The sequence below is a fragment of the Oceanobacter sp. 5_MG-2023 genome, from assembly GCF_030548165.1.
GTDB lineage: Bacteria > Pseudomonadota > Gammaproteobacteria > Pseudomonadales > Oceanobacteraceae > Oceanobacter.
On the sequence record NZ_JAUORS010000003.1, the window covers coordinates 149,835 to 176,728 of the forward strand.

Genomic DNA, 26,894 nt, shown 5'->3' on the forward strand with positions numbered 1-26,894 from the left:
AATAACGCCTTTATCTGAATGTATAACCAGTGTTTTTATATACAGTACTTGTTACTGTCAAGTGACAAGTTGAATTCTCTTACGGTTATACCCTTGAATCCGACGAGCGGAACCCCATATAGCTGCGAGCGCCATTTTTCGACGAGAGGAGTACTTCATGTCAGACGAGCAAAAAAATCAGGACGAAGCCCTGCAAAACGAAAATCAGCAAGCTGATGCCAGTATTGAGACCGGAGAGGCTGAAGAAGCGGCAGCCACCGATCAGCCAGATGTTGAAGCACAGCTGGCAGCAGCCCAGCAAGAAATCGCTGATCTGAAAGAGCAGGTTCTTCGCGTTCAGGCCGAAATGCAAAATGTACGTCGTCGTGCTGAACTGGACGTGGAAAAAGCCCACAAGTTCGGTCTGGAAAAATTTGCCAACGAAATGGTTACCGTCGTGGATAACCTGGAGCGTGGCCTGGCGGCCGCACCGGAAGAAGAGGCGACCAAAGCCATTCGTGACGGCATCGAGATGACGCTGAACGGATTCCTGTCGGCCCTGGCCAAGTTTAATGTCGATGTGGTCGATCCGGTTGGTCATCCGTTTGACCCTGAACACCACCAGGCCATGACCATGGTCGAAAGCGCGGATGCCGAACCCAATTCGGTGGTTGCTGTGATGCAAAAAGGCTACCTGATGAACGGTCGCTTGTTACGTCCTGCAATGGTTGTTGTGAGTAAAGGCAGCTCTGCAAGCTGAATGGCAGGTTGCAAAAATTTAATGGCATGCCTTGAAAGCGCCAGCTTCGGACACATATACAAGTCATAGGCAAATACATCGCAACGTTCCTCGTTGCAATCGGTTAAAGACAAGCAAGCAGTGATCACTGCTCGAGTTTTGGAGAGATTTATCATGGGTAAGATTATTGGTATTGACCTGGGAACCACCAACTCCTGTGTGGCGATCCTGGATGGCGATAAGACCAGAGTTATTGAAAATGCAGAGGGTGATCGTACTACACCGTCTGTCGTCGCTTACGCTGACGAAGAAGTACTGGTTGGTCAATCTGCCAAGCGCCAGGCCGTTACAAACCCACAAAATACCTTGTTTGCGGTCAAACGTCTGATCGGTCGTCGCTTCAAGGATGATGTGGTTCAGAAAGACATCAAAATGGTACCGTACAAAATCATGGAAGCCAGCAATGGTGATGCCTGGGTTGAAGTACGTGGCGAGCAGTTTGCTCCCCCACAGGTGTCTGCTGAAATCCTGAAAAAAATGAAAAAAACCGCTGAAGACTATCTCGGCGAAAGCGTTACCGAAGCAGTGATTACCGTACCTGCTTACTTTAACGACTCCCAGCGTCAGGCGACCAAAGACGCCGGTAAAATTGCCGGTCTGGAAGTCAAGCGTATTATCAACGAACCAACCGCAGCGGCGCTGGCTTATGGCATCGACAAGGAAGGTGGCGACCGGACTGTTGCTGTCTATGACCTGGGTGGTGGTACCTTCGATATCTCCATTATCGAAGTCGCTGATGTGGATGGCGAGAAACAATTTGAAGTGCTGGCCACCAATGGTGACACCTTCCTGGGTGGTGAAGATTTCGATATGCGCCTGATTGAATATCTGGCGGATGAATTCAAGAAAGACAGCGGCATCGACCTGAACAACGATCCATTGGCTCTGCAACGTCTGAAAGAAGGCGCTGAAAAAGCCAAGGTTGAATTGTCCAGCAGCCAGCAAACCGATGTGAACTTGCCTTATATTACGGCGGATGCCACTGGTCCCAAGCACTTGAACGTCAAAGTGACGCGTGCCAAGTTGGAAAGCCTGGTGGAAGAGCTGGTCAAGAATTCACTGGATCCTTGCCGCATGGCCCTGAAAGACTCTGGTCTGAGTGCCAGTGAAATTGACGAAGTGATTCTGGTCGGTGGTCAGACCCGTATGCCGCTGGTACAGAAGAGCGTTGCCGATTTCTTTGGTAAAGAACCACGTAAAGACGTTAACCCGGACGAAGCGGTAGCCGTTGGTGCTGCGATTCAGGGTGCGGTTCTGTCTGGTGATGTGAAAGATGTACTGTTGCTGGATGTTACCCCTCTGACTCTGGGTATCGAAACCATGGGTGGTGTGGCAACACCGGTTATCGACAAGAACACCACGATTCCTACCAAGAAATCACAAGTGTTCTCTACTGCAGATGATAACCAGACTGCCGTAACGATCCATGTAGTACAGGGTGAGCGTAAACAGGCTGCCCAGAACAAGTCACTGGGTCGTTTTGACCTGGCTGATATTCCGCCTGCGCCACGTGGCACGCCACAAATCGAAGTTACCTTCGACATCGACGCAAACGGTATTCTGAACGTTAGCGCCAAAGATAAGGCGACCGGCAAAGAGCAGTCGATTGTGATCAAGGCCTCTTCTGGCCTGAGCGATGAAGAGATTGAACAAATGGTTCAGGACGCGGAAGCGAATGCGGAAGCGGACAAACATTTTGAAGAACTGATTCAGGCTCGTAATACCGCCGATGGCATGATCCACGCGACCAAGAAAACGCTGGAAGAAGCCGGTGACAAGGCAACGGAAGAAGAAAAAACAGCCATTGAAACAGCGATTACTGAACTTGAAGCAGCACTGAAAGGTGATGACAAGGCTGACATTGAAGCTAAAACCACCACTCTGACAGAAGCTTCTGGTACGCTGGCGCAAAAGCTGTATGCCGAGAAGGCCGAAGCTGAAAAAGCCGGTGCTGCTGATGCAGGCTCTTCTTCAGCGGATGACGATGTCGTTGATGCTGAATTTGAAGAAGTCAAAGACAAGTAAGACGACAGATGGGAGACGGGAGTCAGCCAACCTCTGGTGGGCTGACTCCCGTCTTGCGTCTCACATGGCTGGATCAATAGCTCCCATCTGAGGCAAGAAAGACGATGTCCAAACGAGATTATTACGAGATTCTTGGTGTATCAAAAGATATTGATGCCAAGGATCTTAAGAAGGCCTACCGTAAATTGGCCATGAAATACCACCCGGACCGTAACCCGGATGACAAGGATGCCGAAGCCAAATTCAAAGAGGCAACGGAAGCCTACGAAATCCTGAATGATAGCCAGAAACGCGCAGCGTATGACCAGTACGGTCATGCCGGGGTTGATCCCAATGCGGGTGGTGGCGGATACGGCGGTGCTGGTGCTGCAGGCTTTGGCGATATCTTCGGCGATGTGTTTGGCGATATTTTTGGTGGTGCTGGCGGCGGTGGCCGTGGTGGTCCGCAGCGTGGTTCTGACCTGCGCTACACCATGGAATTATCGCTGGAAGAAGCCGTTCGCGGTGTCGAAAAGAAAGTGCGGATTCCAACACTGGTCAGCTGTGAAGTTTGTCACGGCAGTGGTGCCAAACCAGGTACCACTCCGAAACACTGTCCTACCTGTAATGGGGTTGGCCAGGTGCGGATGCAGCAAGGTTTCTTTTCGGTGCAGCAAACCTGTCCGACCTGTCATGGCCAGGGCACAATCATTGAAGATCCGTGTACCAGCTGTCATGGCCGTGGTGTAAAAGAAGAAACCAAAACCCTGTCGGTTAAGATTCCTCCAGGTGTGGATACCGGTGACCGTATTCGCCTGTCGGGCGAAGGCGAAGCTGGCGCCATGGGTGGACCCGCTGGTGACCTGTATGTTCAGGTCAGTGTGCGCGAACATGCACTGTTTCATCGCGACGGCCGCAATCTTTATTGCGACGTGCCGATCAGTATTGTGGATGCGGCATTGGGTGGCGAAATGGAAGTGCCGACACTGGATGGACGGGTACGCCTGAAGATTCCAGCTGAAACCCAAAGCGGTAAATTGTTCCGCCTGAAAGGCAAGGGTGTTGCGCCAGTACGTGGTGGTGGTGCCGGTGATTTGCTCTGTCGAGTGCAGGTTGAAACGCCTGTCAGCCTGAACGATGAACAAAAAGCCTTGCTGATGAAGTTCCAGGAATCACTGACAGGCGAAAAACACGCGCCACAAAAAAAGAGCTGGTTTGAAGGTGTGAAACGGTTCTTCGAAGACGTTTGAAATGGCGTTAGAGGCCATTAAAAGCTGACATTCAAATACAGCCCGCGGTTGCACCTTGTGCCACCTCGGGCTTTTTCTTATCAGGAATTCAACCATGACACGAATTGCCATTACCGGTGCGGCCGGACGTATGGGACGAGTGCTGATTCAGGCTGTTGATGCCGCGGAAGGCGCAGATATTGGTGCCGTAATTGTACGCCACGACGACCCAATGTTAGGCATTGATGCCGGCGCCATTGCCGGTTTGGGGAAAGATCTGGGTATTTCAGCCGTCGCCAGCCTGGACGAAGTGGCTGACCAGTTTGATGTGCTGATCGATTTTACGACTCCGGTCGCGACACTGGCCAACCTGGCCTTTTGCCAGCACCACGGCAAATGCATTGTGATTGGTACAACCGGTTTCAGTGACGCTGAAAAAGCCATCCTGGCCGACACGGCAAAACACACCGGTGTGGTATTTGCCCCGAATTATTCGGTAGGGGTTAACCTGTGCCTGAATTTGCTGCGTATGGCAGCCAAGGTGATGGGCGAAGAGAGCGATATTGAAGTGGTTGAAATGCACCACCGTCATAAGGTCGATGCGCCATCCGGTACCGCTCTGCGTATGGGAGAAGTGGTGGCAGAAACCATGGGCTGGGATTTGAAAGAAGTAGCCTGCTACGGCCGGGAAGGCCAAACCGGTGCTCGTCCGCACAAGCAAATTGGTTTTGAAACCATTCGTGGGGGTGATGTGGTAGGGGATCATACGGTCATGTTTGCTACCGAAGGTGAACGGGTTGAAGTTACTCACAAAGCCCAGAGCCGTATGACCTTCGCTCGAGGTGCGGTGCGTTCAGCTCTGTGGATTCCCACTCAGGGGGCTGGTTTGTACGATATGCAGGATGTGCTGGGTTTCTGACTGTGAGAGCAGGCAACCGGATGTTGTTGGTTGCCTGTGATACTCGGCTGGCTCTGGTTTTCAGGCCGTCATGGCGGCCGTGGCAGGTCGGGCAGTCTTTTCGGTTCGCTGGTGTTTTACTCGCAGTAAATGATCCAGCGCCTGATCGACGATGCGATGGATATCGTCGGGTTTTCCTTGTGGGTCAAACATCATCCCGGTCAGCATCTGGCTGTTACCCCATAACCAACGGGCCCGTTCTGTTGCGGCTAACCCTTGCTCCAGCTCACCCTGTCTGATGGCAGCTTCTATCTGGGTGGATAACTGCTGCAGCAACTCTGACTGCAGTGTCAAATAGCGAGGCCAGACGACTTCTCTTGGTGATGCACTCCATTCCAGCCAGACCTTGATGTAATCCGGCTGTTCTTCACACGCTTGTAAAAAGCGCTGGAAGTAGTCACGAATGCGCGCCAGAGGGGTTGCTTCTGCAGTAAAAGCCTCTTCTGCCATCGCCAGCATAAAGCGGGCGATTTCATCCAGGACACTGATAACCAGGGAGTCACGGGTTTTGAAATAATTAAAAACAGTGGCTACCGATACCCCTCCCAATTCGGCGATATCTGTATGGCCTCCACGACCGATACCGCGCCGGGAAAAAACCTCAACAGCGTGTGTGAGTAGTAACCGTTTGCGCTCCTCCGGAGCAAGCCGTCGGCGACCATCAACAGCAACAGGCATGAAAATCCCTCATTCTTGTGTTCTATCATTACGCGCCTGAAGCCAAACAGGAATGCCTGTACCGTACGGGTGAATACGCGGCAAAAAACTGACAAGCTGTTCAGCAACTGGCTACCCATAGTCACTATGTAAATAAATCGCCTGTTTCTGGAAGCAAAATACCGTTTCAAATTGTATGTAACAATGTGTAAGCGAGTTCTGGCTGGTGTGTTTTCCGGTTATGTAAAAGGGCTTTATCGGAATTCCGGGCAGATAACCTGAACACCGCCCGGAACACCTTCAGCGCCATGGACATAAAAGCGTCTTTTGCGTATAATTCCCGGTTAATCAAAGCTCGGAGCTTCTCCTGCAGAAGTCACCGACCATTACAAAATTTCTGAAATTAGCGGAATGCCGATGAGCGGATCAGCATTCCGCTTTTTTACGCATGGGGTACCTGCCTAGTACCTCGCTTCGCCTGTTTTTCTTTGCTCGGGGATACAGTTTTGTCTACGCCAGCCATTCTAGCTCTTGAAGACGGCAGCTTGTTTAAGGGCACCAGTATCGGTGCTTTGGGAACGTCTGTTGGAGAGGTTGTTTTCAACACGTCCATGACCGGTTATCAGGAAATCCTGACTGACCCGTCCTATACCAATCAAATTGTTACACTCACTTACCCACATATTGGCAGCTACGGAACCAACAGCGAAGACGTTGAGTCCGCTGGTATTGCCGCCAAAGGGTTGATTATTCGCGACTTGCCATTAATGGCCTCCAGCTTTCGCAGCGAACAAGCACTGGATGAATACCTGCGCGCCAACAACGTGGTCGGACTGGCGGATATCGATACCCGCCGCCTGACCCGTATCCTGCGTGAAAAAGGGTCTCTGAACGGTTGTCTGATTGCAGCGGAAGATGCCTGGAGTGACGAGAGCCAACAACAGGCTCTGACCGAAGCCAAGGCTTTCCCGGGTTTGAAAGGGATGGATCTGGCCAAGGAAGTCACAGTCAGTGAACCCTTCCAGTGGACCCAGACCGACTGGACTCTGGGAGAAGGTTATGGCGAACAGAGCGAAACCCGATTCAAGGTTGTCGCTTACGATTTTGGCGTCAAGTACAACATCTTGCGCCTGTTGGCTGAGCGCGGTTGTGAACTGACCGTTGTACCGGCACAAACGTCAGCCGCCGATGTACTGGCGATGAATCCGGATGGCATCTTTTTGTCCAACGGCCCGGGTGACCCGGAGCCTTGTACCTACGCCATAGAAGCGATCCGGGAAATCCTGGAAACCGACATCCCGGTATTCGGTATTTGTCTGGGGCATCAACTGCTGGCACTGGCTTCCGGTGCAACCACGTTGAAAATGAGTCATGGCCATCACGGTGCCAATCACCCGGTACAGGATCTGGCCACCGGCAAGGTCATGATTACCAGTCAGAACCACGGCTTTGCGGTCGATGAAAGTTCGTTGCCTGATAACCTCAAGGCAACCCACAAGTCACTGTTCGATGGCACGCTGCAAGGCATTGCCCGTACCGACAAGCCCGCGTTCAGCTTTCAGGGACACCCTGAAGCCAGCCCTGGCCCTCGTGACGTAGCACCGCTGTTCGACCACTTTATTGATCTGATTGAAACCGCCAAAGCCAAGGCCAACGGATAACCACAGGACTGACTGAGTAATGCCAAAACGTACTGATATCAACAGCATTCTGATCATCGGCGCTGGCCCCATTGTGATTGGCCAGGCGTGCGAATTCGACTACTCCGGCGCCCAGGCCTGTAAGGCCCTGCGCGAGGAGGGCTACCGCGTCATTCTGGTCAACTCAAACCCCGCCACCATCATGACCGATCCATCGATGGCGGATGCGACCTATATCGAACCGATCACCGTGGAAGCGGTGGCCAAAATTATCGAGAAAGAACGCCCGGATGCGTTGTTGCCGACCATGGGTGGTCAAACCGCCTTGAACTGTGCCCTCGGCCTGGAAAAAGCCGGCGTTCTGGAACAGTTCGGCGTGGAAATGATCGGTGCCAATGCCGATACCATCGACAAGGCAGAAGACCGTGATCGCTTTGACCAGGCGATGAAAAAGATTGGTCTGGCGTGTCCACGTGCGGGCATTGCCCACACCATGGAAGAAGCCCGTGAAGTACAACAATCACTGGGTTTCCCTTGTATTATCCGTCCTTCCTTTACCATGGGTGGCACCGGTGGCGGTATCGCCTATAACAAGGAAGAATTTGAAGAAATCTGTACCCGTGGTCTGGACTTGTCGCCAACCAGCGAACTGTTGATTGATGAATCACTGATTGGCTGGAAAGAGTACGAGATGGAAGTCGTGCGCGACAAAAACGACAACTGCATCATTGTGTGTGCCATCGAGAACTTTGATGCCATGGGGGTTCACACTGGTGACTCCATTACTGTGGCACCGGCACAAACCCTGACGGACAAAGAATATCAAATCATGCGTGACGCCTCGTTGGCGGTACTGCGTGAGATTGGCGTTGAAACTGGCGGTTCCAACGTGCAGTTTGGTATGGATCCAAAAACCGGTCGTATGGTCGTGATCGAGATGAACCCACGGGTGTCCCGGTCTTCGGCACTGGCGTCCAAGGCAACCGGTTTCCCGATTGCCAAGGTGGCGGCCAAGTTGGCGATTGGCTACACCCTGGACGAATTGCAGAATGATATTACCGGTGGTGCAACCCCGGCATCGTTCGAGCCGTCGATTGATTATGTGGTTACCAAGATCCCTCGCTTTACCTTTGAAAAATTCCCTCAGGCCGATGGCCGTCTGACCACCCAGATGAAATCCGTGGGTGAAGTGATGGCGATTGGCCGTACCCAGCAGGAATCCTTGCAAAAAGCCCTGCGTGGTCTCGAAGTTGGCGCATCCGGCCTGGATCCCAAGGTAAACCCGGCAGACGAAGGAGCTCGCGACAAAGTGATCTCCGAACTGGTCACGCCGGGTGCCGAACGTATCTGGTACGTAGGTGATGCTTTCCGCATGGGGTTGACCATTGATGAGATCTACCAGTATTCCGGAATCGACCCCTGGTTCCTGATACAGATAGAAGACCTGATCAAGGACGAAGCCACCGTTTTTGCCAGCAGCCTGACGGCGTTGGATGCCAGCGCTGTCTATCGCCTGAAACGCAAAGGCTTTTCTGATCAACGTCTGGCAACCTTGCTGGGCATTTCTGAAAAAGCCTTCCGCAAGCATCGCCAGAAATTGAATATTCGCCCGGTTTACAAGCGGGTTGATACCTGTGCGGCTGAATTTTCGACCGATACCGCTTATATGTACTCGACCTACGAGGAAGAGTGCGAAGCGAATCCGACCGATCGTGACAAGATTATTGTACTCGGTGGCGGGCCTAACCGGATTGGCCAAGGGATCGAGTTTGACTACTGCTGCGTACACGCGGCGCTGGCAGCGAAGGAAGAAGGGTACGAGGCCATCATGGTCAACTGTAACCCGGAAACCGTATCGACCGACTACGACACGTCTGACCGTTTGTACTTTGAACCGGTAACCCTGGAAGATGTGCTGGAAATCGTCGAGAAAGAAAAACCCAAGGGTGTCATTGTCCAGTACGGTGGCCAAACGCCATTGAAACTGGCCAACGAACTGGAAGCCTGTGGTGTGCCGGTGATTGGTACCTCGCCGGAAGCCATTGACCGTGCAGAAGACCGCGAGCGCTTCCAGCAAATGATCCAGCGTCTGGGTCTCAAACAGCCGGTTAACGCCACCGTGACTTCTCCGGAAGAAGCTGTCACCCGTGCCGCCGAAATCGGTTATCCATTGGTTGTGCGCCCATCCTATGTTCTGGGTGGCCGTGCGATGGAAATCGTCAGCAACGAAAAATCCCTGCGCCGCTATATGAACGAAGCAGTACGGGTTTCCAACGATTCCCCTGTACTGCTGGATTACTTCCTGGATCGCGCCATTGAAGTGGACATTGACGCCGTTTGTGACGGCGAACAGGTCGTGATTGGTGCCATCATGCAACACATTGAACAGGCCGGGATTCACTCCGGGGATTCCGCCTGCTCACTGCCGCCTTACAGCTTGCCGGCTGAAGTGCAAGACCTGATGCGCGAACAAGTGAAAGCCATGGCGCTGGAACTGGGAGTTGTCGGTCTGATGAATACCCAGTTGGCCTGGCAGGATGGTGAAATCTACGTGATTGAGGTGAACCCTCGCGCATCACGTACCGTGCCTTTTGTCTCCAAGTGTATCGGTGTATCGCTGGCCGCTGTTGCTGCCAAGGTCATGATGGGGCGGACATTGGCGGAACTGGGCTTTACGGAGGAAATTATTCCACCGTATTTCTCCGTCAAGGAAGCCGTATTCCCGTTCAACAAGTTCCAGGGTGTTGACCCGATTCTTGGGCCAGAAATGAAGTCGACCGGCGAAGTCATGGGAGCGGGCACCACTTTTGGCGAAGCCTTCTTCAAGGCTCAGCTGGGAGCCGGAGCAGATTTGCCAGAAGGTGGCACTGCTTTCCTGTCGGTTCGTGAAGCTGACAAGGCCGGTCTGGTGGCGGTTGCTCGTGGGCTGGTGGAATGCGGCTTTGAACTGGTCTGTACCGACGGTACCCGACGGGTACTGGAAGAGGCCGGAGTGCCATCCAGTCGTATCAACAAGGTGACCCAGGGCCGGCCGCACATTGTCGACACCATCAAGAACGATGGCATCGACCTGATCGTCAATACCACAGACGGTGCCCAGGCTATTGCAGATTCAGCAGATATTCGTCGCAGCGCATTGCAACACAAGGTGTATTACACCACCACACTGGCAGGTGCTGAAGCGATTGTGGAAGCGTTGCGTTCAGAAGGTCTGAAAGACGTTCATCGTCTGCAAGATCTGCATGCCAGCATCGGCCAATAAACCAAGTTATCAGGAGTCAATGCAAATGCAGAAGTTTCCTATGACCCTAGAAGGGGAAAAGGCATTGCGCGATGAGTTGCAACGCCTGAAAAGTGTTGATCGTCCGACCGTTATCCAGGCGATTGCGGATGCCCGTGAACACGGCGATCTCAAAGAGAATGCCGAGTATCACGCAGCCCGTGAGCAGCAGGGTTTTATTGAAGGCCGGATTCAGGAAATTGAAGGCAAGCTATCCAATTGCCAGGTGATCGATATTCACTCCATTCCTCGTACCGGCAAGGTGCTGTTTGGTGTGACCGTTACCATTATTAACGTCGATACCGATGAAGAAGTGAAATACAAAATTGTTGGTGATGACGAAGCCGATATCAAGGCTAACCGTATTTCGGTGTCATCGCCGATAGCGCGTGCGTTGATTGGCAAGGAAGAAGGCGACACCGTTGTCGTCAAGATTCCAAGTGGTACTGTGGAATATGAAATTGATCAGGTTGAACATATCTGATCTGTCAGTGATTGCCGCACCACCTAATCGCCTCCTTCGGGAGGCGTTTTTGTATCTGGCTGTTGCATTGCCAGAGGTGGGTTGGTGCCGGGAGTGTCCGCTTGTGTCGCTTCGTATCAAGTGAGGATGATTCTTGAATTATCTTTATAAATCAAATACTTGTTATATTTTCGAGCCGATTTCATGCCACGGTTCGGCGGACTCAGGCTGTATCCTGGTGACAGCGACTGGTATGGTCAGATGATCAATATAATAAGGTGTTACGGGAGAATGACATGGGCAACCGTTTAGGTATTCTTGCCATCGATCAGGGCACCACCAGTACGCGGGCCATTGTCTTTGACCAGCAGTTGCAAACCCTTGCCACGGCACAGCAGGAATTTCCCCAGCATTATCCGGATGATGGCTGGGTTGAGCACAATCCTGATGATCTTTGGCAGAGTACCTGTGCGGTGGTACAGCAAGCGCTGGCCGCTGCCAGAGAACAAGGCTGCCAGGTCGCCGCAATCGGTATGACCAATCAGCGCGAAACCACCCTGGTATGGGACAGGCACAGTGGTGAAGCGGTTTATCCGGCCATTGTCTGGCAAGACCGGCGTACCGCCCGGCTGTGTGATCAGCTGCGGGCAGAGGTCGGGGATGAATACGTTCAGGTGCGGTCTGGCCTACGCCTTGACCCCTATTTTTCGGCCACCAAGGCCGCCTGGATTCTGGATCATGTGGAAGGTGCCCGGGCACGGGCCGAACGCGGTGAACTGCTGTTCGGGACGGTCGACAGTTACCTGATCTGGAAGCTGACCGGTGGCCAGCGGCACGTAACCGATGCCACCAACGCCAGCCGTACCAATCTGTTTAATATTCATCGGGGTGAGTGGGATCAAGAACTGCTCGAGCTGTTTCGTATTCCCGCGGCGATGCTGCCACAGGTACAGGATTGCTCTGGCGATTTTGGCACCGCCTTGGCGTGTTTTACCGGTGCTGAAGACATTGCCATTACCGGTGTGGCCGGTGATCAGCAGGCCGCCAGTGTCGGCCAGTGTTGCTTTGAACCGGGGCAAGTCAAAAGCACCTACGGCACTGGGTGTTTTGTGCTGCTGAATACCGGTACCCAACCCCTGAGCTCCAGTCATGGATTACTGACCACGGTTGCCTTGCAGCTGGATGGCCAGCGTACCTACGCGTTGGAAGGAGCCATTTTTGTTGCCGGAGCAACGGTGCAATGGCTGCGAGATGAACTGGGTATTATCGAACGGGCGTCCGATACCGAACGATTGGCCAGCGCACTGGACGGCAACAAAGGCGTTTACCTGGTGCCCGCTTTTACCGGGTTGGGTGTACCTTACTGGCGTAGTGATGCCCGTGCCGCCATTGTTGGTCTGACCCGTGGGGCCGGCAAGGCCGAACTGGCCCGGGCGGCACTGGAAGCCGTGTGTTACCAGACCGCCGATCTGTTTGCGGTGATGGCAGAAGAAGGCATTCGGCCAACGTCATTGCGGGTGGATGGCGGTATGGTGGCAAACAACTGGTTGCTGCAATTTCTTGCCGACGTACTGGATACCGAAGTCTTGCGTCCGGCGCTGCTGGAAACCACCGCGTTGGGAGCGGCGTATCTGGCGGGACGCGCTGTCGGCCTCTACGGTGATACCCACGAATTTACCCGTTTGTGGCAATGCACCGCGACCTTTAAACCCACCATGAGCGAGCCACAGCGAACGGCCCTGCTGGCTGGCTGGCAAAAAGCTGTGCAGCGTGTGGTGCTGGAATAAATGCCCTGCTGCCAATAAGGAAAAACGTGTGACCCTGCGACAAGATACTCTGAAACAACTGGATGGTGAGTGCTTTGATGTACTGATCGTTGGCGGTGGCATTAACGGTGCTGTATCCGCAGCGGCCTTGGCCAGCCATGGTGCGCGGGTGGCACTGATTGATGCCCATGACGTTGGCAGTGCCACCAGTGCCAACAGCTCCAACCTGGTATGGGGCGGGATCAAATATCTGGAAAGTGGTGAAGTGGCGCTGGTGAACGAACTGTGCCGCAGTCGCAATCGCCTGATGCAGCGATTTCCCAGCCGTATTCGGGAAATCCGCTTTCTGACAACAGTACCCAAAGGATTCCGCAAACCGGCCTGGATGGTATATCTGGGTGCCTTGTTGTACTGGGGGTTTGGACGCGGTGTCACATTAAAGCCGGAATACCTGTCCCGACGGCGTTTGCAGCAACGTCAGCCACTGATCAACACCGATATTGCTCAAGGTGGGTTGGAATATTCCGACGCCTGGCTGGTGGATAACGACGCTCGCCTGACATTTGATTTTATTCGAACAGCCGTTCGACAAGGGGCTGTGGTGGCCAACTATACGGCTTCTGCAGGCTCGCAAAAAGTGGGCGACGAATGGCACACCTGGGCTGTTGATCAGTACCGTGGCGAGAAAACACGGGTTCGCTCCCGTGTACTGTTGAATGCAACAGGACCGTGGGTGGATGATTATAACCAGCACAGTCAGCAATCGATGAATCATCATCATGTGTATTCCAAAGGCATTCATTTGATTGTTCCCCGGTTGGTGGAAGAAGACCGGGTACTGGCATTTTTTGCCAGCGATGGCCGACTGTTTTTTATGATTCCCATGGGCAACAAGACCTGCCTGGGTACTACGGATACCCGGGTTAAGCGGCCTGAGGCGGTGGTCACTGATTCGGATCGCCAGTTTGTGCTGGATAACGTCAATCAACGCTTGAACCTGCCTCAGCCTCTGACAATCGCCGATGTCATCTCTGAACGCTGCGGGGTCCGGCCGCTGGTGGTGGTTGGTCCGGCTCCTGATTCCCCGGAAAGCCAGCAAGACGACCGTGGGGATAACGACTGGCTGAACCTGTCACGCAAACATGCGATTGATCACAGCGCAGATCCCAGCTACCTCAGTATTTTTGGTGGCAAGCTGACCGACTGTATTAACGTCGGCGAAGAAATTCACGAGCGACTGTGCGCGTTAGGCATATCACTGCAACCGTTGTCGGATCGTTGGTTTGGAGAACCGGACGAGCGCCGCCGGGAAGGTTTCTGGCATCAGGCCACCGCACAGGGATTGGATCAGCACTGGTGTGAACACGGTCGGGAAACCCTGCCACAACGCTGGTGGCGACGTTACGGTACCGATGCCTTTGAGTTACTGGTGGATGTGGCTGACCATCCGGAATGGCTGCAGCCCATGCTGGATGGTGACGACGTGCGCGAGGCAGAAGTGCGCCTGGCAGCGCGGTTGGAAATGGTCACCCGGCTGGAAGACTTTCTGCGTCGCCGTACCATGCTGGAGCTGACTCTGGGCAAAGCGGCGCTGGCACAGTCACCGGCCTTGGCACGGATCAGTCAACTGTTGTTTGGCAGTGATGGAGAACGACAGCTGGAGAACTATCTGGCGACGACAACAGCGGCAACCAACGACCGTTAGATAGCCAGTAATCCGGTTCATCGGTTATGCCCGCTGGTTGTGTCAATCCAGCCATTGGCTGCCTATACTGCCGCGTTTTATGGTGGATCGTTGATGGTTTCTTGTTATGGGAATGCTTTATGAAAACCGCTCTGATTATCGGCTACGTCTGGCCAGAACCTGCGTCATCGGCCGCCGGTAGCCGGATGTTGCAGCTGGTGGCGGCGTTGCAATCGGGGGGCTACCAAATCGTGTTTGGATCTCCCGCCGATTGGAGCCAGCATGCCGTGGCATTGGCAGACTATAACGTTGAAGCCATCCGGCTGGAGCTTAACAGCACAACCTTTGATCACTATATCGCCGGGCTGCAGCCGGACCTGGTGATGTTCGACCGCTTTATGATGGAAGAACAGTTTGGCTGGCGGGTCGAGGAAAACTGCCCGAACGCGCTGCGGGTGCTGGATATGGAAGATGTACACAGCTTGCGGCATGCCCGGCACCAGGCTTTGAAAGAAGGCGTTGAACCGGGGCTGAAACATGTTTATTCCGAACTGGCGATACGGGAAGTGGCGGCTATTTTGCGCTGTGACCAGACGTTGGTGATCTCGGAATATGAATATCGCTGGCTGCAACAGCAGTTCCAGATACCGGCGGCCCAGCTGATTTACCTGCCGTTTATGTTGTCGCCAGAGCAGTGGCAGCAGCCCATTACCCGACGGAGTCAGCGACAGCACTTTGTCTGTATCGGCAACTTTCGTCACGAGCCCAACTGGGATGCCGTGCGCTGGCTCAGAGAAGCCATTTGGCCCGGGATTCGTCAGCAGTTACCACAGGCCGAAATGCATGTGTATGGTGCTTATCCTCCCAAAAAAGCCACCAGTTTGCAGAATGAAAAACTGGGTTTTTATGTGCCCGGCTGGGCAAACGATGCACTGGAAGTGGTGCGTTCCGCCGGTGTAATGCTGGCACCGTTGCGGTTTGGAGCCGGACTTAAAGGCAAATTACTGGATGCTGCCATTACCGGTACCCCCGCAGTGACTACTCCGGTAGGTGCTGAAGGCATGTACGAGTGTGAGGGGGGCTGTGGGTTAACACCAGGTACTCAGGGGGTGCTGGTGGCGGAGTCTGCCACGGCGTTTGTGACCTCGGCGGTCAGGCTGTATCAGAACGACAGCTTGTGGGACGCTTGTGCCACGGCGGCATTACAATTAGCTCCCGAACGCTTCGCCTTTGCGGAACATGCACCGCGCTGGCTGGCTTGCCTGCAAACGCTGGAAGCCAATCTGGAAGCACATCGATTGAGTGGCTTTTACGGCGCCATGCTGCGGCACCATACCCTGAAAAGCACCCGTTATATGTCGCAGTGGATCGAGGCCAAAAACCGGTTGCTGTGATGTCATTATGTGGGCAAGCCACCGGTTGAGCAGGGATTGGCTAGCCCGGCCAGCGTTTCCAGACATGGGTGGAAATGCCATGAATAAAAATACTCAGCAGCACCGTCAGCACCGTGGTACCAAACACCGTCTCGTAAGCGGCAATACGGTTGGCATACCCCATTTGCTGGATCGCCAGCATCAGATACAGAATACTGGCGATGCCCCTGGGCCCAAACCAGGCAAGAAACACCCGTTGCCCAAACGACAAGCCACTGCCTGTCAGCGAAATCAGCACCGGAATCATCCGCACCAGAGTCAGGCTTAACAGCGCGTATACCAACATAGGCCAACTGAACAACGGCCAGGCTTCGGCGACAAAAATCAACCCGAAGAGGAAAAACATCAGCAGGCTCAGCATTTCTCCTTCGGCCTTGCCAAATTCGCGCAAACGGCTCATGACGGTTATCCGTTGCGGCTCCAGAAACAATCCGGCAATAAACGCGGCAATAAACCCATTACCGCCGAGAGACTCTGCACCAGAGTAAGCCAGAAATGCCAGAGACAAGGATGACAGGCGCTGGAACAGCGGCATCATTTCGTGGGCATCGACGGCCCATTGCACCAGTCGGCCCCCCCAGCGGCCAACGACAATCCCTGCCAATACGCCGACCACAAACTGCTGTGTGACAAATACCGGCCACTGCATCGAGTCGAGAAAGGCGTAATCCCCTGCGTTCATTACCGCCAGTACAAACAGCAGCACTGGTAATGCCAGGCCGTCGTTCAGGCCACTCTCAACGGTGATGGTATGGCGTAACGGCAAGCTGATACGTTTGTCGGAAAAAATGGCTTGCGCCAGCGCGGCATCGGTAGGGGATAACATAATTGCCAGCCAGGCGGCAGGCAGCCAGGCCAACTCCAGCACAGGAACTGCCAGTAGCCAGCCCGCCAGCATGGTGAGTGGCAAACCGACAGCCAGCAGGCGAATCGGCAATATTTCGAAACGCACCAGCTGGGCACGCTTGATCTGGCTGGCATCGGTAAACAGAATCAGGGCCAGCGTCAACTCCGCCAGCATGGTCAGTTCGTTGGCCTGGATATCGGCGGGCACCCAGTCGAGCAGTTGTGGTCCGACGATAATCCCCATCAGGGTGACCAGCATTGGAGCGCTGATACCGGATTGGTCGATGCGTTTTGAAAAGGCACTGTAGAACAGCAGGGTAGCTGCCAGAGTCAGTAGCAGTGAATGGTTACTCATGGTTCTGCTGGCTATCCGTGAAGAGACTGGAATCCGGGACGTTGGGGAGTAAGGCCGTTATTCCCAGATAATACGTAATGGTTCGCCAAAATCATCGTAAATGATCTTTTTACGTAATCGTCGACGGGGTTGGCTGGTGGCGGTTACTGACCGGCCAGGCTTGCGCTGGGAATCCCGGCGCTGGTCGATGGCCTGCATGACCTCGGGTACCGGAGTGCGTTCTTCTTTGGGTTTTTCGAAAGCCATGCTGCGTTCGTCATAGCGCCCGTTTTGTAGTCCCGTCGCTCCGCGAACCACTTCGCTGACCTCTCCGCCTTTTTGCAGATACTGTTCAACCTCGTCGTTCAGCTGCTGGCGTATTTCCTTTTTGGTGGGTCGTTTCATGTCTAGCTCTTGCACGTGGGCAATTAACGAACCAGAGTGCCAGAGGGTGCACCACAGTTCAATGTCTTCATGATGGGATTGTGGAGTGACTGTCAGGTTTATACCGCGCTATTGATAAAACAACGCTGTCAGCCACACGATGGAAACGTATGCCAGCGGCCACTCTGTCGTCGGGATACATAGTTGGAGTCGCCGTTGGTTATCATGTGCCAATAGTGACGGCTCGACAAGACTGACCCGCAGATATTTGCTGGGTCAGTTTATTACTTGGGCAGAGGGTTAGCTCAGCTCTGCTGGAAAGAACGTCGCCATGGCATTCTGCCAGGTTTGCTCCAGCACGGTTTCGACAGGCAGGCCTTTGACGTCGGCAATTTTTTCGGCAACGAAAGGCAGATATTTGGGAGCGTTCTCGATTCCTCGGTACGGCATGGGAGTCAGATAAGGCGAATCGGTTTCGAGCAGCAGCCGCTCAAGCGGGGTGGCGGCGACCACTTCGCGAACATTAACCGCCTTGTTAAAAGTGACAATGCCATTGATGCCGAGATTAAAACCCAGCTCCACTGCCAGCTGGCCCAGCTCAAGCCCGGAGGTGAAGCTGTGAATAACGCCTTTGCGGCGCATCTGCGGGGCGTACTCCTGCAGAATGGCCATGCTGTCGGCATCGGCTTCCCGTGTATGGATAACAACGGGTTGGTCGAACTCGATCGCCAGTTCCAGTTGACGGCAAAATACCTGGCGTTGCACGCTGCGGTCACAGTGGTCGTAGTAATAGTCCAGGCCAATTTCGCCAACGGCAACCACTTTGTGATTGGCTGCGTGGTCACGCATATAGGCGACGGTGGCGTCATCAAACAAGGCGGCTTCGTGGGGGTGAACCCCCAGAGTGGCGTAGACATCGTCGTGGGCCAGCGCCAGTGCCAGAGCCGTTGGCATATTGTCGGGCTGAACGCTGATTGTCATAAAACGTTCAACCCCAATGGCGCGGGCTTCCGCCAGAATAGTGTCTGCCGGTGCCTCTTTGAGGTAGTCGAGATGAAAATGTGTTTCGATAATCGGGCGGTGATATTCGGGCACAGCGCGGCGGTTTTTCTTGCTCATGGATTCGTCCGGTTAGACTGACTGCAACCGGGAGTCGCCGGGGCAGATCAAGGAATGAAGGCGACATTATAGAAATGTGGCCAACCGGATGGCCAGTCTGCTGTGTGACAGCCCGACTGTGGTATAAATGTTAGCTCTGACCCATTTTTTGTAAGGAACTCATCATGAGCATGATTCACTTTGTCGGTGGCGAGAAAGGCGGTGTCGGAAAATCCGTCGTTGCCCGTTTATTATCTCAATATTGTCTGGACAAGGGGCTGCATTACGCCGGTCTGGATGCCGACCAGTCACACGCCACGACAACTCGTTATTACAAGGAATTTACTCAGGCTCTGACGCTGGATCAGTTTGAAAGTACCGATGCCATCATGGAGTGTGCGTTGGAAGCCGATCAACAGGTCGTGGTGGATTTGCCCGCCCAGAGCCAGCGTTTTCTGGATCGCTGGATTGACGATAACGGCGTGCTGGATATGTGTGAAGAGATGAATATTCCAATCGTCTTCTGGAATGTGGTGGACGATAGCCCGGATTCTCTGGAGTTGCTGGAAAAATTTCTCGATAAGTACAAGTACTACATGAACTGTGTGGTGGTCAAGAATGAAGGCCGGGGAACGGTATTCCGTGATGTGGAAGCACTGCCAGCCCTGAACGAAGAGGATGATCTGGCGCGTATTATCAGCATGACCTTGCCAGCCTTGCATGCCCCCACCATGTTCAAGATCAACAAGCGTGAAATGTCCTTCTGGGCCGCTGTGAACCAGAGCGATGCCTCCGGTGCCAGCCTGAGCCTGATGGAACGTCAGCGCACCAAGGTCTGGATGCGCAAGGCGTATGCCGAGTTTGATACCGTGTTTGCGAATGTAACCAATTCCAACGCCGTGCCCATTTCAGAGTAAGACATTATCAAACGCTCGGACCGAGCGATTTGATTGCAGCGGGACATCCTTCTGTCCCGCATGCTGACTCTGGTGATGGCTTCGCCGGATGTTACTGTCTTGCATAACGTGTAATCCCTTACCCGATAGTATCCCGCCTATGAAATCCCCCGATCAATCTTCTGATAAAACCTCCGATCAGCCAGCGAGCGCTGTGGCAAATCCACTGCAGTCGGCGTCCTTGCAGGGCAGCATCTGGATGCAGGGGCAGGAACGTCCCTTTGCCCGTGAACAGGTCGAGCTGTTGCAGGCCATTGCCGATACCGGTTCCATTTCGGCTGCTGGCAAACAGGTGGGCGTCAGTTATAAAACCGCCTGGGATCGTATTGATACCATGAACAATATGGCTGATCAGCCTCTGGTGGCACGAGCGGCCGGGGGAGCGCGAGGGGGCGGTACGGTATTGACCGATTATGGCGAACGCATGTTAGCCGGTTTTTTGATCTTGCAGGAAGCACACGAAATCTTCTTGCAGCGTATCCGTCAGCGAGTTCAGTCGCTGGGGGATGTCACTGACGATATCAGTGACTTGCTACGAGCCGGGCAGTTAAAAACCAGTGCCCGTAACCAGTTCCGGGGCGTCGTGGAAGCGGTGGTTCCTGGTGCTGTCAACAGCGATGTCTTGCTGCGGATTACCTCAGATCATCTGGTGACGGCGCAAATTACCGCCGAAAGTTTCAGTAGCCTGGAGATTACCCCGGGTCAAACGCTGGTGGCCTTGATCAAGGCTCCGGCAGTGATGTTGTCGAATGACCTGGATATTCAACTCAGTACCAGTAACAAGTTGGTGGGCACCGTGGCCCGCATTACCCGAGGCGCAGTCAATGCCGATGTGGTGCTGGCCTTGGCGGATGGCAAAACCATCAGCGCGGTGATTTCCAATCACAGCCTCGACGCACTGGCATTGCAGCAACAACAACCAGCTTGTGCGTTGTTTGAAGCCAGCAGCGTCGTGCTGGTGGTCGATGTCTGAAAGCCGGTGGCTGGCCTCGGCAAGCCGGTTGCCGAGGTTGGTCTGTGCTGGTTGTGCCGGGCTTTATTGCGGAATCTCATAGCCGTATTGGCGAATAATCACATGGGCCGGCTCGGATTGCAGATACTGCAATAACTCTTTTGCTGCCTGGTTGTTTGCGCCTTTCTGCAGCAGCACTGCATCCTGGCGAATCGGGTCGTGTTGCTTGAGCGGTACGACCCATGCCTTTCCTTCCTTTATGTTGCCTTTATAACTGATCTGCGACAGCGCGACAAAGCCGAGATCGGCATTGCCTGTGCTGGCAAATTGCCACGTCTGGGCAATGTTATCCCCTTGCACCAATTTGCTTTTGACTTTCTGGGTCAGGCCTTGTTCTTCAAGCACCTGGGTGGCTGCCAGTCCATACGGCGCCAGGCGTGGATTGGCGATTGCCAGTTTGTTGAACTTGCCACTGTGCAGGGTGGCGAGGGGGTCGGTATCCGGTTTTATGGTCCACAGCGCCAAACGTCCAAGCGCATAACTGAAGCGGCTGTTCGCAACGCTGATACCGGCTTTTTCCAGTACGACCGGTTTTTGCTGGTCGGCGGACAAAAACACCTCAAAAGGCGCACCATTCTTGATTTGCGCCACAAACTTGCCGGATGAACCGAATGACAACTGGGTGACATGGCCGGTCTTTTTCTCAAAATCTGCCGCGATTTGCTTCATGGGTGCTGTGAAGTTGGCCGCCACCGCCACCGATACCGTGTCGGCCTGCACGGTCGACAGCCCCAGCGTCAGGGCCAGCATCAGGGCGGAGCGGCGGATGATCCAAGCCCGCTGCGGGTGGCTCTCAGGCTGGGCATTACCCGGCTTGAGGAGTGTTGAAAAAGCTGTCCGTTTAGCAATCATGCCAAATACCCCTATAAAAAATATGGTTATTAAGTCCGCTGTATATTAGCTTATATAGCGAATCAGGCAACCGGAAAAACCGGCCTGCAAATCGCTCTACCCTCACTAATTGACATTCAGGACGATGTAAAATGAAGAAAAAAAGCCAGTATTTCACCGCCGGCGTTATGTTGCTTGGTACCACATGGACTGTAACGGCGATGGCATCCAAAGATCCTTCCATTAATTTTTATGGCAGTCTGCATGCCTCGCTGGATTATCTCGATTCCGATGTATCCGCGGCTGAAGCCTCTGCCAGCAATACTGACAAACTGTCGTCGGGGGATGTCAGCCTGTCGTTCAACTCTTCAAAAATTGGCCTGAAAGGCGAAATAGCCACCGAGCTCGATGGGCTGACGGGCTTTTATCAGATTGAACAGAACCTTACTCCGGATGGCAGCAGCAGTAATACCTGGGCGACACGTAATACTTACCTGGGGCTGCGTTGGTCTGAGGATAAAAAACGCAAGGGCGAGTTGCTTGCAGGCCGTCACGACAGCCTGGTAAAGGGCATTGCGCTGGATTACAGCCTGCTCAAGCATACGGTTGCTGATCGGGGGGCCATCCTGGGGGCCGGTTCCGGTACGGGCAATGTGCTGGACCTGCGGGTCGAAAACATGCTGATGGGCCGCTGGCAGGCACCGCTGGCGAGTGGTTTGATGAAACTGGCGGTGCAGTATTCACCGGATGCGGTGAAGTCATCTGGCTACGTCGATAACAATCAGCGGCTCTACCTGGGTGCTCGGGCAGACTGGTCGTCTGCGCACTGGACCCTGGCCGCCGCGACGGAGCACTGGCAGCAGCTGGCGATTGGTTCGGCCAGTGGTGACTCGGACAGCTGGCGTTTTCTGGCGCGTTATCGGAGCGAGCAATGGACCCTGCAAGGCTTGATGGAAAACCTGCGCTACCAGCCCGACGACCACAGCGTCACCGTTCTCGACCGTCAGGCCTGGGCACTGCAGAGCGCCTGGAAATCCGGCCAGCTGACCTGGCTTGGCAGTGTCATGAAAGCAGGCAGCTATCGTCATAGCGAAGATACGGGTGCCTTGATGTTATCGCTGGGTGTCGAACGCAAACTGTCCAAAAAAATCAAAACCTACGCCGTTTATACCCGCACCAATAACGAAGATAATGCCAGCTTCCAGGGGGTTGACGGTACCCACGGTGATGAGCTGGCCACCTTGCCAGGCCGGTCGCCACAAGCAGTCTCTGCCGGTTTGATGCTGTCGTTCTAGGCTCTGGAACGGGCAATACTTGAGGGGACATCTACTTAATCCTGCACGGCTCTGCGCGAGTGTTGCCGTTGTTCAGGGCAAGGCGACGAATGCAGCGAAATGACGAGTCCTTTTCAAATTCGTCAACACCGCACTGGACGGCGGTAGCCCGCGCCCTTCGGGGGCTGCCGGATGATCTCGACTCGGTGTCGCCGACGTTTGACTTGACCCGTCAGGCCTGCAAGTCGGCTTCGTGATTCGAAACCATCCGGTAGCCCAGAGTGAGCACCGGATATAAATATATGTCCCCTTGAGGAAACTGCGACTTGCTCGTCGACACTGATGCCATTAGGCGTCAGAATTTCCTCGTTTTCCTTGCCTATAAGTTCTGTTATGACCTCCGTATATGCTGTCCCTGTTACCCCAACGCCCCATATCTCTGAGCTGGAAATCAAGCGCAGCCAGTTTATAACCTTTGTCGGGCAAGCCAGTGACCGGGCCGCAGCGGAGGCGTTTATCCGCTCGGTGCGTCAATTACACCCCCAGGCGCGTCATGTGTGTTGGGCCTATATCGCCGGAGCACCGGATACCACCGTGATGTCGATGAGCGATGACGGTGAGCCGAGCGGTACCGCTGGCCGTCCAATGCTGAAAGTCTTGCAACACAGTGGCCTGGGAGAAATTGTTGTTGCTGTCGTGCGGTATTTTGGCGGCATCAAGCTGGGTACCGGTGGGCTGCAGCGGGCTTATTCAGAGGCCGTGTTGCAGGGGCTGGAAGCACTGGCAACTGAGCAACGGGTACCGCAAACCCGCCTGACGCTGGAATACGACTACCCAATGGAAGCCGTTGTCAGGCATTTGCTGGATCAATACAGCACGACCATTGAGCATTGCGACTTTCAGGCTCGGGTCTGTATGGCACTGCTGGTCGCCGATAGTGACCGGGAGGCGTTTGTAATGGCTTTGACCAATCAGAGTGGCGGCGCGGTCAGGGTGGTTGAGCCTATCCAGAATGAGAATGAATAAGCATTTATAGCGGCTGACTGTCTTCGAGGCGTATACCCTGAATGGGTTTCTAGCGAGTCCGTATATCCTCCAGAATCGTATACAGACAGGGTAAAAGCACCAGCACCAGAAAGGTGGCAATCAGCAAGCCGAAAGTCACACTGATAATCAGTGGAATCAGTACCTGGGCCTGCAGGCTGGTTTCGAACAACAGTGGCAGTGTTCCGGCAACGGTGGTGCTGGTGGTTAGCAGAATGGCGCGTAACCGATCCTGACTGGCTTGTCGGGCGGCGGCGTGCAGATCCATGCCGTCCCGGACGTGTTGCTTGACAAATTCGACCAGTAAAATGGCGTTGTTCACCACAATCCCCGCCAGTGAGACAAACCCCACCATACTTGGCATCGACAGGTCATGCCCCATCAGCAGGTGCCCGATGATGACACCAATCAGCGCCATGGGAATCGAGACCATCACGATCAGAGGTTCGATATAGCTGCGAAACTGCAGACTCAACAGAATAAAAACGCCGCACAGTCCCAGCAATAATCCTGTTTTGAGGGAGTCCTGGGTAACAGCACTGCGTTGCAGCTCACCCTGAACAGACAGCTGCAGGCCGGGATATTCTGCCTGCAGCTGAGGCAGCATGTGCTGCAAGGTATCGTTCACGACTTCACCGGTATTGGCCTTGAGCTTGTTGAGTGATGCAAACAGGGTGATGGTCGGCTGGTGGTTGATGCGGTGAATACGGGAGATATGCCGTTGCTGGCTGAGTGTCGCTACGCTGGCGAGGGGAATAATCTGCCCAGTGGCGGGGTTGACCAGCGGGTAGTCCGCCAGGTCGGCCAGGGTGTCGTGGCGGTTATCCAGTTGCACAACGACCTGCAGCTCATCGCCACCGCGATACAGGGAGGTGACCTCCAGGCCGGAGTAGGCTGTGCGCAACTGGCTGGCAATGGTGTGCCCGTCCAGCCCCAGGGCTCTGGCTTCGGGTTTCAGCTGGATCATAAGCTCCGGCTTGCCCGGTCGTGAGTCATCAAACACATTAAAGACGCCGTGATACTGGGCCAGCCAGTACTGCAATTGCCGTGAAGCCTGCTGCAGGCTGTTGCGGTCAACCCCGCTGAGACGAAGTTCGATGGCGCGCCCAGCCGGGCCAAGAGCCGGTTCGGTGATCGACAGGGTTACTTGTTGCGGCAGGGCCGGCAACTCGGCTTGCCAGTGTTCAGTGAGGGTATCCAGACTGGTATGGCGAGCTTCGGCGGTGAGTAAATCCACTGAGAGTGTAGCCAGATGCGGGCCTTGTTCAAAGGCATCGGCATTTTGGCTATAACGGATGTTAGTGTGGCGTATCAGAGTTGATGATTCTTGCTGGTCCAGTGTGTGCACCGCTCGCTGCAATGCTGCTTCCACTTCTGTCATGGTTGCCATTGTCTGGGCTAGCGGTGTCCCGGCGGCAAGAATCACACGGGCTTCAAGTACATCGCCGTCCATTTCTGGCAGGGCATTAAACTTGAGGACGCCGGATACCAGCATGCTGATGCACAGCAAAAATACGGCGATGGTGATACCAACCGTCAGGTAACGGTAACGAATGGCGATTTCGAGTTGTGAGCCAAGTGCGTGTTTCCACTGTTCAAAGCGGCGGTTAACCTGTTTTTGAAAGTTACCCTGGGCACCACTGCCTGAGCCGGCTTCATGTTCCATGGTATGACGCAGGTGATGTGGCAAAATCAGGAAGGCTTCAATCAGGCTGATGCTGAGCACCACAATCAGCACAATGGGCACAACGCGAAATACCTGTCCCAGTTGGCCTTCGAGTCCTATCAGTGCACCAAACACCATGACGGTGGTCAGGAAGGATGACAAGACGCCTCGGGCGACGCGCCGGGTGCCGGTTACAACGGCATCCAGTGGCGACAGACCACGCTGGCGTTGCTCGGCGATGCTTTCGGCAATAACGATGGCATCGTCCATCAGAATGCCCAGCGCCAGCAATAACGCCACCATGCTCATCATATTGATTGATATGCCAAACTGCAGCATCAGAAAAAAACTGGCGAGAAAACTTACCGGCAGGCCCATCACTACCCAGAAGGTATAGCGGAAACCAAAAAACAGCATCAGCGTCAGAAAAACCAGCAGTAACCCTTGCCAGGCATTGTTGATCAGCATCGACAGCCGGTCCTTGACAATATCGGTGAAGTTCTGGGTTAGCACAAAGTGGCTGCCAGCAGGCAAGTAGGGGGTTTCACGGTCGATAAAGGCTTCGACGGCGTCGAGCACCCGCAGGCTGTCATCGGTACTGTTTTTGGCGACTCGCAACAGAGCCGCCCGCTGGCCATCAAAAATCACTTGATGATCGTTGTCTTCAAAGGTGTCGGTGATGGTCGCCAGATCGTGCAGACGGATTTCAGCCCCATCCGGGTTACTGATGATAACCAGATTGCCCAGTGCCTGAACGTCGGTTTGCTGGTCGTTGAGGCGCAAGCTGTATTCCCGCGCATAATGGTTTGCCGAGTCTGTGCTGGCAGTGGGCTGGGCAACAAAGGTCCCGAGGGGGAGATCGAGATTCTGTTTTTGCAGGATTGCGGCCAGCTGGTCCAGACTGAGCTGGTAACGGCGCAAGGTGTCGGTGCGAATACTGACGCGTAGCTGGCGTTCGCTGAAACCCTCCAGGGTGACCAGTGGAATCGCCGCGTCTTGCTGCATTCGGCTTTGAATCTGTTTGGCCAGATCCTTGAGTTGAGTGGTGGGCAAGTCGGCGCTCAGCGCTACGGTGACGACGGGAGATGTCCGGCCCAATTCCAGAATGGTGGCGGTTTCAGCGTCGTCCGGGAAATTGCTGATCCCGTCAACCGCAGCGCGAATATCATCAAGAAAATCGTCAAAATCTCCCTGACTTTGCATTTTTAACGTCATTTGGCCGACGTTATCGCGAGCATCGCAACGGATTTCTTCAGCGTAGGCAATGCTGTCCATGGCGTCCTCTAACGGGAGGCAGATACCGGACTCAACGTCGTCCGGAGTCGCCCCCGGATATGGCACTGTGACGCGGATTTCGTAGGCCTGGGTATCGGGAAACGTCTGGCGTTGTAATTGCGGCAGACTGATTAACCCCAGAATCAGAAAACCGGCCATCAGCAGGTTGGCTGCGGTTGGGTGATGCGCAAAAAATCCGGTCAGTGAATTGACCGACCTGGAGGTGTTGGCTGTGCTGATATTGGCTGTTTGGCTGCCGGAAGAGGAAGGTGTCGCCATGAT

General features: G+C 54.3%; 20 protein-coding genes. 14 read left to right on the forward strand and 6 right to left on the reverse strand.

The window, feature by feature from the left end:
* Nucleotides 1-157: 157 nt before the first annotated feature.
* From grpE to dapB, 4 genes are all read left to right on the forward strand, one after another.
* On the forward strand, nt 158-739 hold the full coding sequence (gene grpE / locus Q4551_RS03665) for a nucleotide exchange factor GrpE (RefSeq protein ID WP_303431851.1): 582 nt from the start codon (nt 158-160) through the stop codon (nt 737-739).
* Nucleotides 740-892: 153 nt separating this feature from the next.
* Nucleotides 893-2,803, forward strand: a complete 1,911-nt coding sequence (gene dnaK / locus Q4551_RS03670; RefSeq protein ID WP_303431852.1) for a molecular chaperone DnaK — start codon at nt 893-895, stop codon at nt 2,801-2,803.
* A 104-nt stretch (nt 2,804-2,907) separates the two neighbouring features.
* A complete protein-coding gene (gene dnaJ, locus Q4551_RS03675; RefSeq protein WP_303431853.1) occupies nt 2,908-4,032 on the forward strand; it encodes a molecular chaperone DnaJ in 1,125 nt (374 codons plus the stop codon).
* 94 nt (nt 4,033-4,126) lie between these two features.
* Nucleotides 4,127-4,930, forward strand: coding sequence for a 4-hydroxy-tetrahydrodipicolinate reductase (gene dapB, locus Q4551_RS03680; protein WP_303431854.1), 804 nt, complete (start codon nt 4,127-4,129; stop codon nt 4,928-4,930).
* 60 nt (nt 4,931-4,990) lie between these two features.
* Here the strand turns inward: dapB and Q4551_RS03685 are convergent, their stop codons facing one another.
* A complete protein-coding gene (locus Q4551_RS03685) occupies nt 4,991-5,647 on the reverse strand; it encodes a TetR/AcrR family transcriptional regulator (protein WP_303431855.1) in 657 nt (218 codons plus the stop codon).
* A gap of 485 nt (nt 5,648-6,132) precedes the next feature.
* Here Q4551_RS03685 and carA point away from each other — a divergent pair, with 485 nt between their 5' ends.
* From carA to Q4551_RS03715, 6 genes are all read left to right on the forward strand, one after another.
* Nucleotides 6,133-7,287, forward strand: coding sequence for a glutamine-hydrolyzing carbamoyl-phosphate synthase small subunit (carA, locus tag Q4551_RS03690; RefSeq protein WP_303431856.1), 1,155 nt, complete (start codon nt 6,133-6,135; stop codon nt 7,285-7,287).
* A 19-nt stretch (nt 7,288-7,306) separates the two neighbouring features.
* The gene (gene carB, locus Q4551_RS03695; RefSeq protein ID WP_303431857.1) at nt 7,307-10,528 is read left to right on the forward strand and encodes a carbamoyl-phosphate synthase large subunit; all 3,222 of its coding nucleotides are present in this window, start codon (nt 7,307-7,309) and stop codon (nt 10,526-10,528) included.
* A gap of 25 nt (nt 10,529-10,553) precedes the next feature.
* Complete coding sequence (gene greA, locus Q4551_RS03700; protein WP_303431858.1) at nt 10,554-11,030, forward strand: transcription elongation factor GreA; 477 nt, start codon at nt 10,554-10,556, stop codon at nt 11,028-11,030.
* A gap of 275 nt (nt 11,031-11,305) precedes the next feature.
* A complete protein-coding gene (glpK, locus tag Q4551_RS03705) occupies nt 11,306-12,796 on the forward strand; it encodes a glycerol kinase GlpK (RefSeq protein ID WP_303431859.1) in 1,491 nt (496 codons plus the stop codon).
* A 28-nt stretch (nt 12,797-12,824) separates the two neighbouring features.
* Nucleotides 12,825-14,480 carry a glycerol-3-phosphate dehydrogenase/oxidase gene (locus Q4551_RS03710; RefSeq protein WP_303431860.1) on the forward strand — a complete coding sequence of 552 codons (1,656 nt, stop codon included), beginning with the start codon at nt 12,825-12,827 and terminating at the stop codon, nt 14,478-14,480.
* A gap of 119 nt (nt 14,481-14,599) precedes the next feature.
* Nucleotides 14,600-15,853 carry a glycosyltransferase family 4 protein gene (locus Q4551_RS03715; RefSeq protein WP_303431861.1) on the forward strand — a complete coding sequence of 418 codons (1,254 nt, stop codon included), beginning with the start codon at nt 14,600-14,602 and terminating at the stop codon, nt 15,851-15,853.
* 40 nt (nt 15,854-15,893) lie between these two features.
* Here Q4551_RS03715 and Q4551_RS03720 read toward each other — a convergent pair whose 3' ends face one another.
* The 3 genes from Q4551_RS03720 to Q4551_RS03730 form a co-directional block, all read right to left on the reverse strand.
* Nucleotides 15,894-17,093 carry a sodium:proton antiporter gene (locus Q4551_RS03720; protein ID WP_303431862.1) on the reverse strand — a complete coding sequence of 400 codons (1,200 nt, stop codon included), beginning with the start codon at nt 17,091-17,093 and terminating at the stop codon, nt 15,894-15,896.
* A 57-nt stretch (nt 17,094-17,150) separates the two neighbouring features.
* Nucleotides 17,151-17,477, reverse strand: coding sequence for a hypothetical protein (locus Q4551_RS03725; protein WP_303431863.1), 327 nt, complete (start codon nt 17,475-17,477; stop codon nt 17,151-17,153).
* 279 nt (nt 17,478-17,756) lie between these two features.
* A complete protein-coding gene (locus Q4551_RS03730; protein ID WP_303431864.1) occupies nt 17,757-18,575 on the reverse strand; it encodes a TatD family hydrolase in 819 nt (272 codons plus the stop codon).
* Between the two features lie 164 nt (nt 18,576-18,739).
* Here Q4551_RS03730 and Q4551_RS03735 point away from each other — a divergent pair, with 164 nt between their 5' ends.
* Together Q4551_RS03735 and Q4551_RS03740 are read left to right on the forward strand one after the other, a co-directional pair.
* Entirely contained in the window at nt 18,740-19,471 is a 732-nt protein-coding gene (locus Q4551_RS03735; RefSeq protein WP_303431865.1) for a division plane positioning ATPase MipZ, read from the forward strand.
* A gap of 193 nt (nt 19,472-19,664) precedes the next feature.
* Entirely contained in the window at nt 19,665-20,483 is an 819-nt protein-coding gene (locus Q4551_RS03740) for a TOBE domain-containing protein (protein ID WP_303431866.1), read from the forward strand.
* Between the two features lie 63 nt (nt 20,484-20,546).
* Here the strand turns inward: Q4551_RS03740 and modA are convergent, their stop codons facing one another.
* The gene (modA, locus tag Q4551_RS03745) at nt 20,547-21,374 is read right to left on the reverse strand and encodes a molybdate ABC transporter substrate-binding protein (RefSeq protein WP_303431867.1); all 828 of its coding nucleotides are present in this window, start codon (nt 21,372-21,374) and stop codon (nt 20,547-20,549) included.
* Between the two features lie 131 nt (nt 21,375-21,505).
* On the opposite strand from modA, the gene Q4551_RS03750 reads away from it, so the two are divergent.
* Nucleotides 21,506-22,648, forward strand: a complete 1,143-nt coding sequence (locus Q4551_RS03750; RefSeq protein WP_303431868.1) for a porin — start codon at nt 21,506-21,508, stop codon at nt 22,646-22,648.
* Nucleotides 22,649-23,020: 372 nt separating this feature from the next.
* Nucleotides 23,021-23,653 carry a YigZ family protein gene (locus Q4551_RS03755; protein ID WP_303431869.1) on the forward strand — a complete coding sequence of 211 codons (633 nt, stop codon included), beginning with the start codon at nt 23,021-23,023 and terminating at the stop codon, nt 23,651-23,653.
* A gap of 49 nt (nt 23,654-23,702) precedes the next feature.
* On the opposite strand, the gene Q4551_RS03760 is transcribed toward Q4551_RS03755, so the two are convergent.
* Nucleotides 23,703-26,891, reverse strand: coding sequence for an efflux RND transporter permease subunit (locus tag Q4551_RS03760; RefSeq protein WP_303431870.1), 3,189 nt, complete (start codon nt 26,889-26,891; stop codon nt 23,703-23,705).
* Nucleotides 26,892-26,894: the final 3 nt, after the last annotated feature.

What these genes read in the sequence shown, in the direction of transcription:
- grpE (WP_303431851.1), top strand. Translation starts at nt 158, where the DNA reads ATGTCAGACGAGCAAAAAAATCAGGACGAAGCCCTGCAAAACGAAAAT.
- dnaK (WP_303431852.1), top strand. Translation starts at nt 893, where the DNA reads ATGGGTAAGATTATTGGTATTGACCTGGGAACCACCAACTCCTGTGTG.
- dnaJ (WP_303431853.1), top strand. Translation starts at nt 2,908, where the DNA reads ATGTCCAAACGAGATTATTACGAGATTCTTGGTGTATCAAAAGATATT.
- dapB (WP_303431854.1), top strand. Translation starts at nt 4,127, where the DNA reads ATGACACGAATTGCCATTACCGGTGCGGCCGGACGTATGGGACGAGTG.
- Q4551_RS03685 (WP_303431855.1), bottom strand. Translation starts at nt 5,647, where the DNA reads ATGCCTGTTGCTGTTGATGGTCGCCGACGGCTTGCTCCGGAGGAGCGC.
- carB (WP_303431857.1), top strand. Translation starts at nt 7,307, where the DNA reads ATGCCAAAACGTACTGATATCAACAGCATTCTGATCATCGGCGCTGGC.
- greA (WP_303431858.1), top strand. Translation starts at nt 10,554, where the DNA reads ATGCAGAAGTTTCCTATGACCCTAGAAGGGGAAAAGGCATTGCGCGAT.
- glpK (WP_303431859.1), top strand. Translation starts at nt 11,306, where the DNA reads ATGGGCAACCGTTTAGGTATTCTTGCCATCGATCAGGGCACCACCAGT.
- Q4551_RS03715 (WP_303431861.1), top strand. Translation starts at nt 14,600, where the DNA reads ATGAAAACCGCTCTGATTATCGGCTACGTCTGGCCAGAACCTGCGTCA.
- Q4551_RS03720 (WP_303431862.1), bottom strand. Translation starts at nt 17,093, where the DNA reads ATGAGTAACCATTCACTGCTACTGACTCTGGCAGCTACCCTGCTGTTC.
- Q4551_RS03725 (WP_303431863.1), bottom strand. Translation starts at nt 17,477, where the DNA reads ATGAAACGACCCACCAAAAAGGAAATACGCCAGCAGCTGAACGACGAG.
- Q4551_RS03730 (WP_303431864.1), bottom strand. Translation starts at nt 18,575, where the DNA reads ATGAGCAAGAAAAACCGCCGCGCTGTGCCCGAATATCACCGCCCGATT.
- Q4551_RS03735 (WP_303431865.1), top strand. Translation starts at nt 18,740, where the DNA reads ATGAGCATGATTCACTTTGTCGGTGGCGAGAAAGGCGGTGTCGGAAAA.
- modA (WP_303431867.1), bottom strand. Translation starts at nt 21,374, where the DNA reads ATGATTGCTAAACGGACAGCTTTTTCAACACTCCTCAAGCCGGGTAAT.
- Q4551_RS03750 (WP_303431868.1), top strand. Translation starts at nt 21,506, where the DNA reads ATGAAGAAAAAAAGCCAGTATTTCACCGCCGGCGTTATGTTGCTTGGT.
- Q4551_RS03755 (WP_303431869.1), top strand. Translation starts at nt 23,021, where the DNA reads ATGACCTCCGTATATGCTGTCCCTGTTACCCCAACGCCCCATATCTCT.
- Q4551_RS03760 (WP_303431870.1), bottom strand. Translation starts at nt 26,891, where the DNA reads ATGGCGACACCTTCCTCTTCCGGCAGCCAAACAGCCAATATCAGCACA.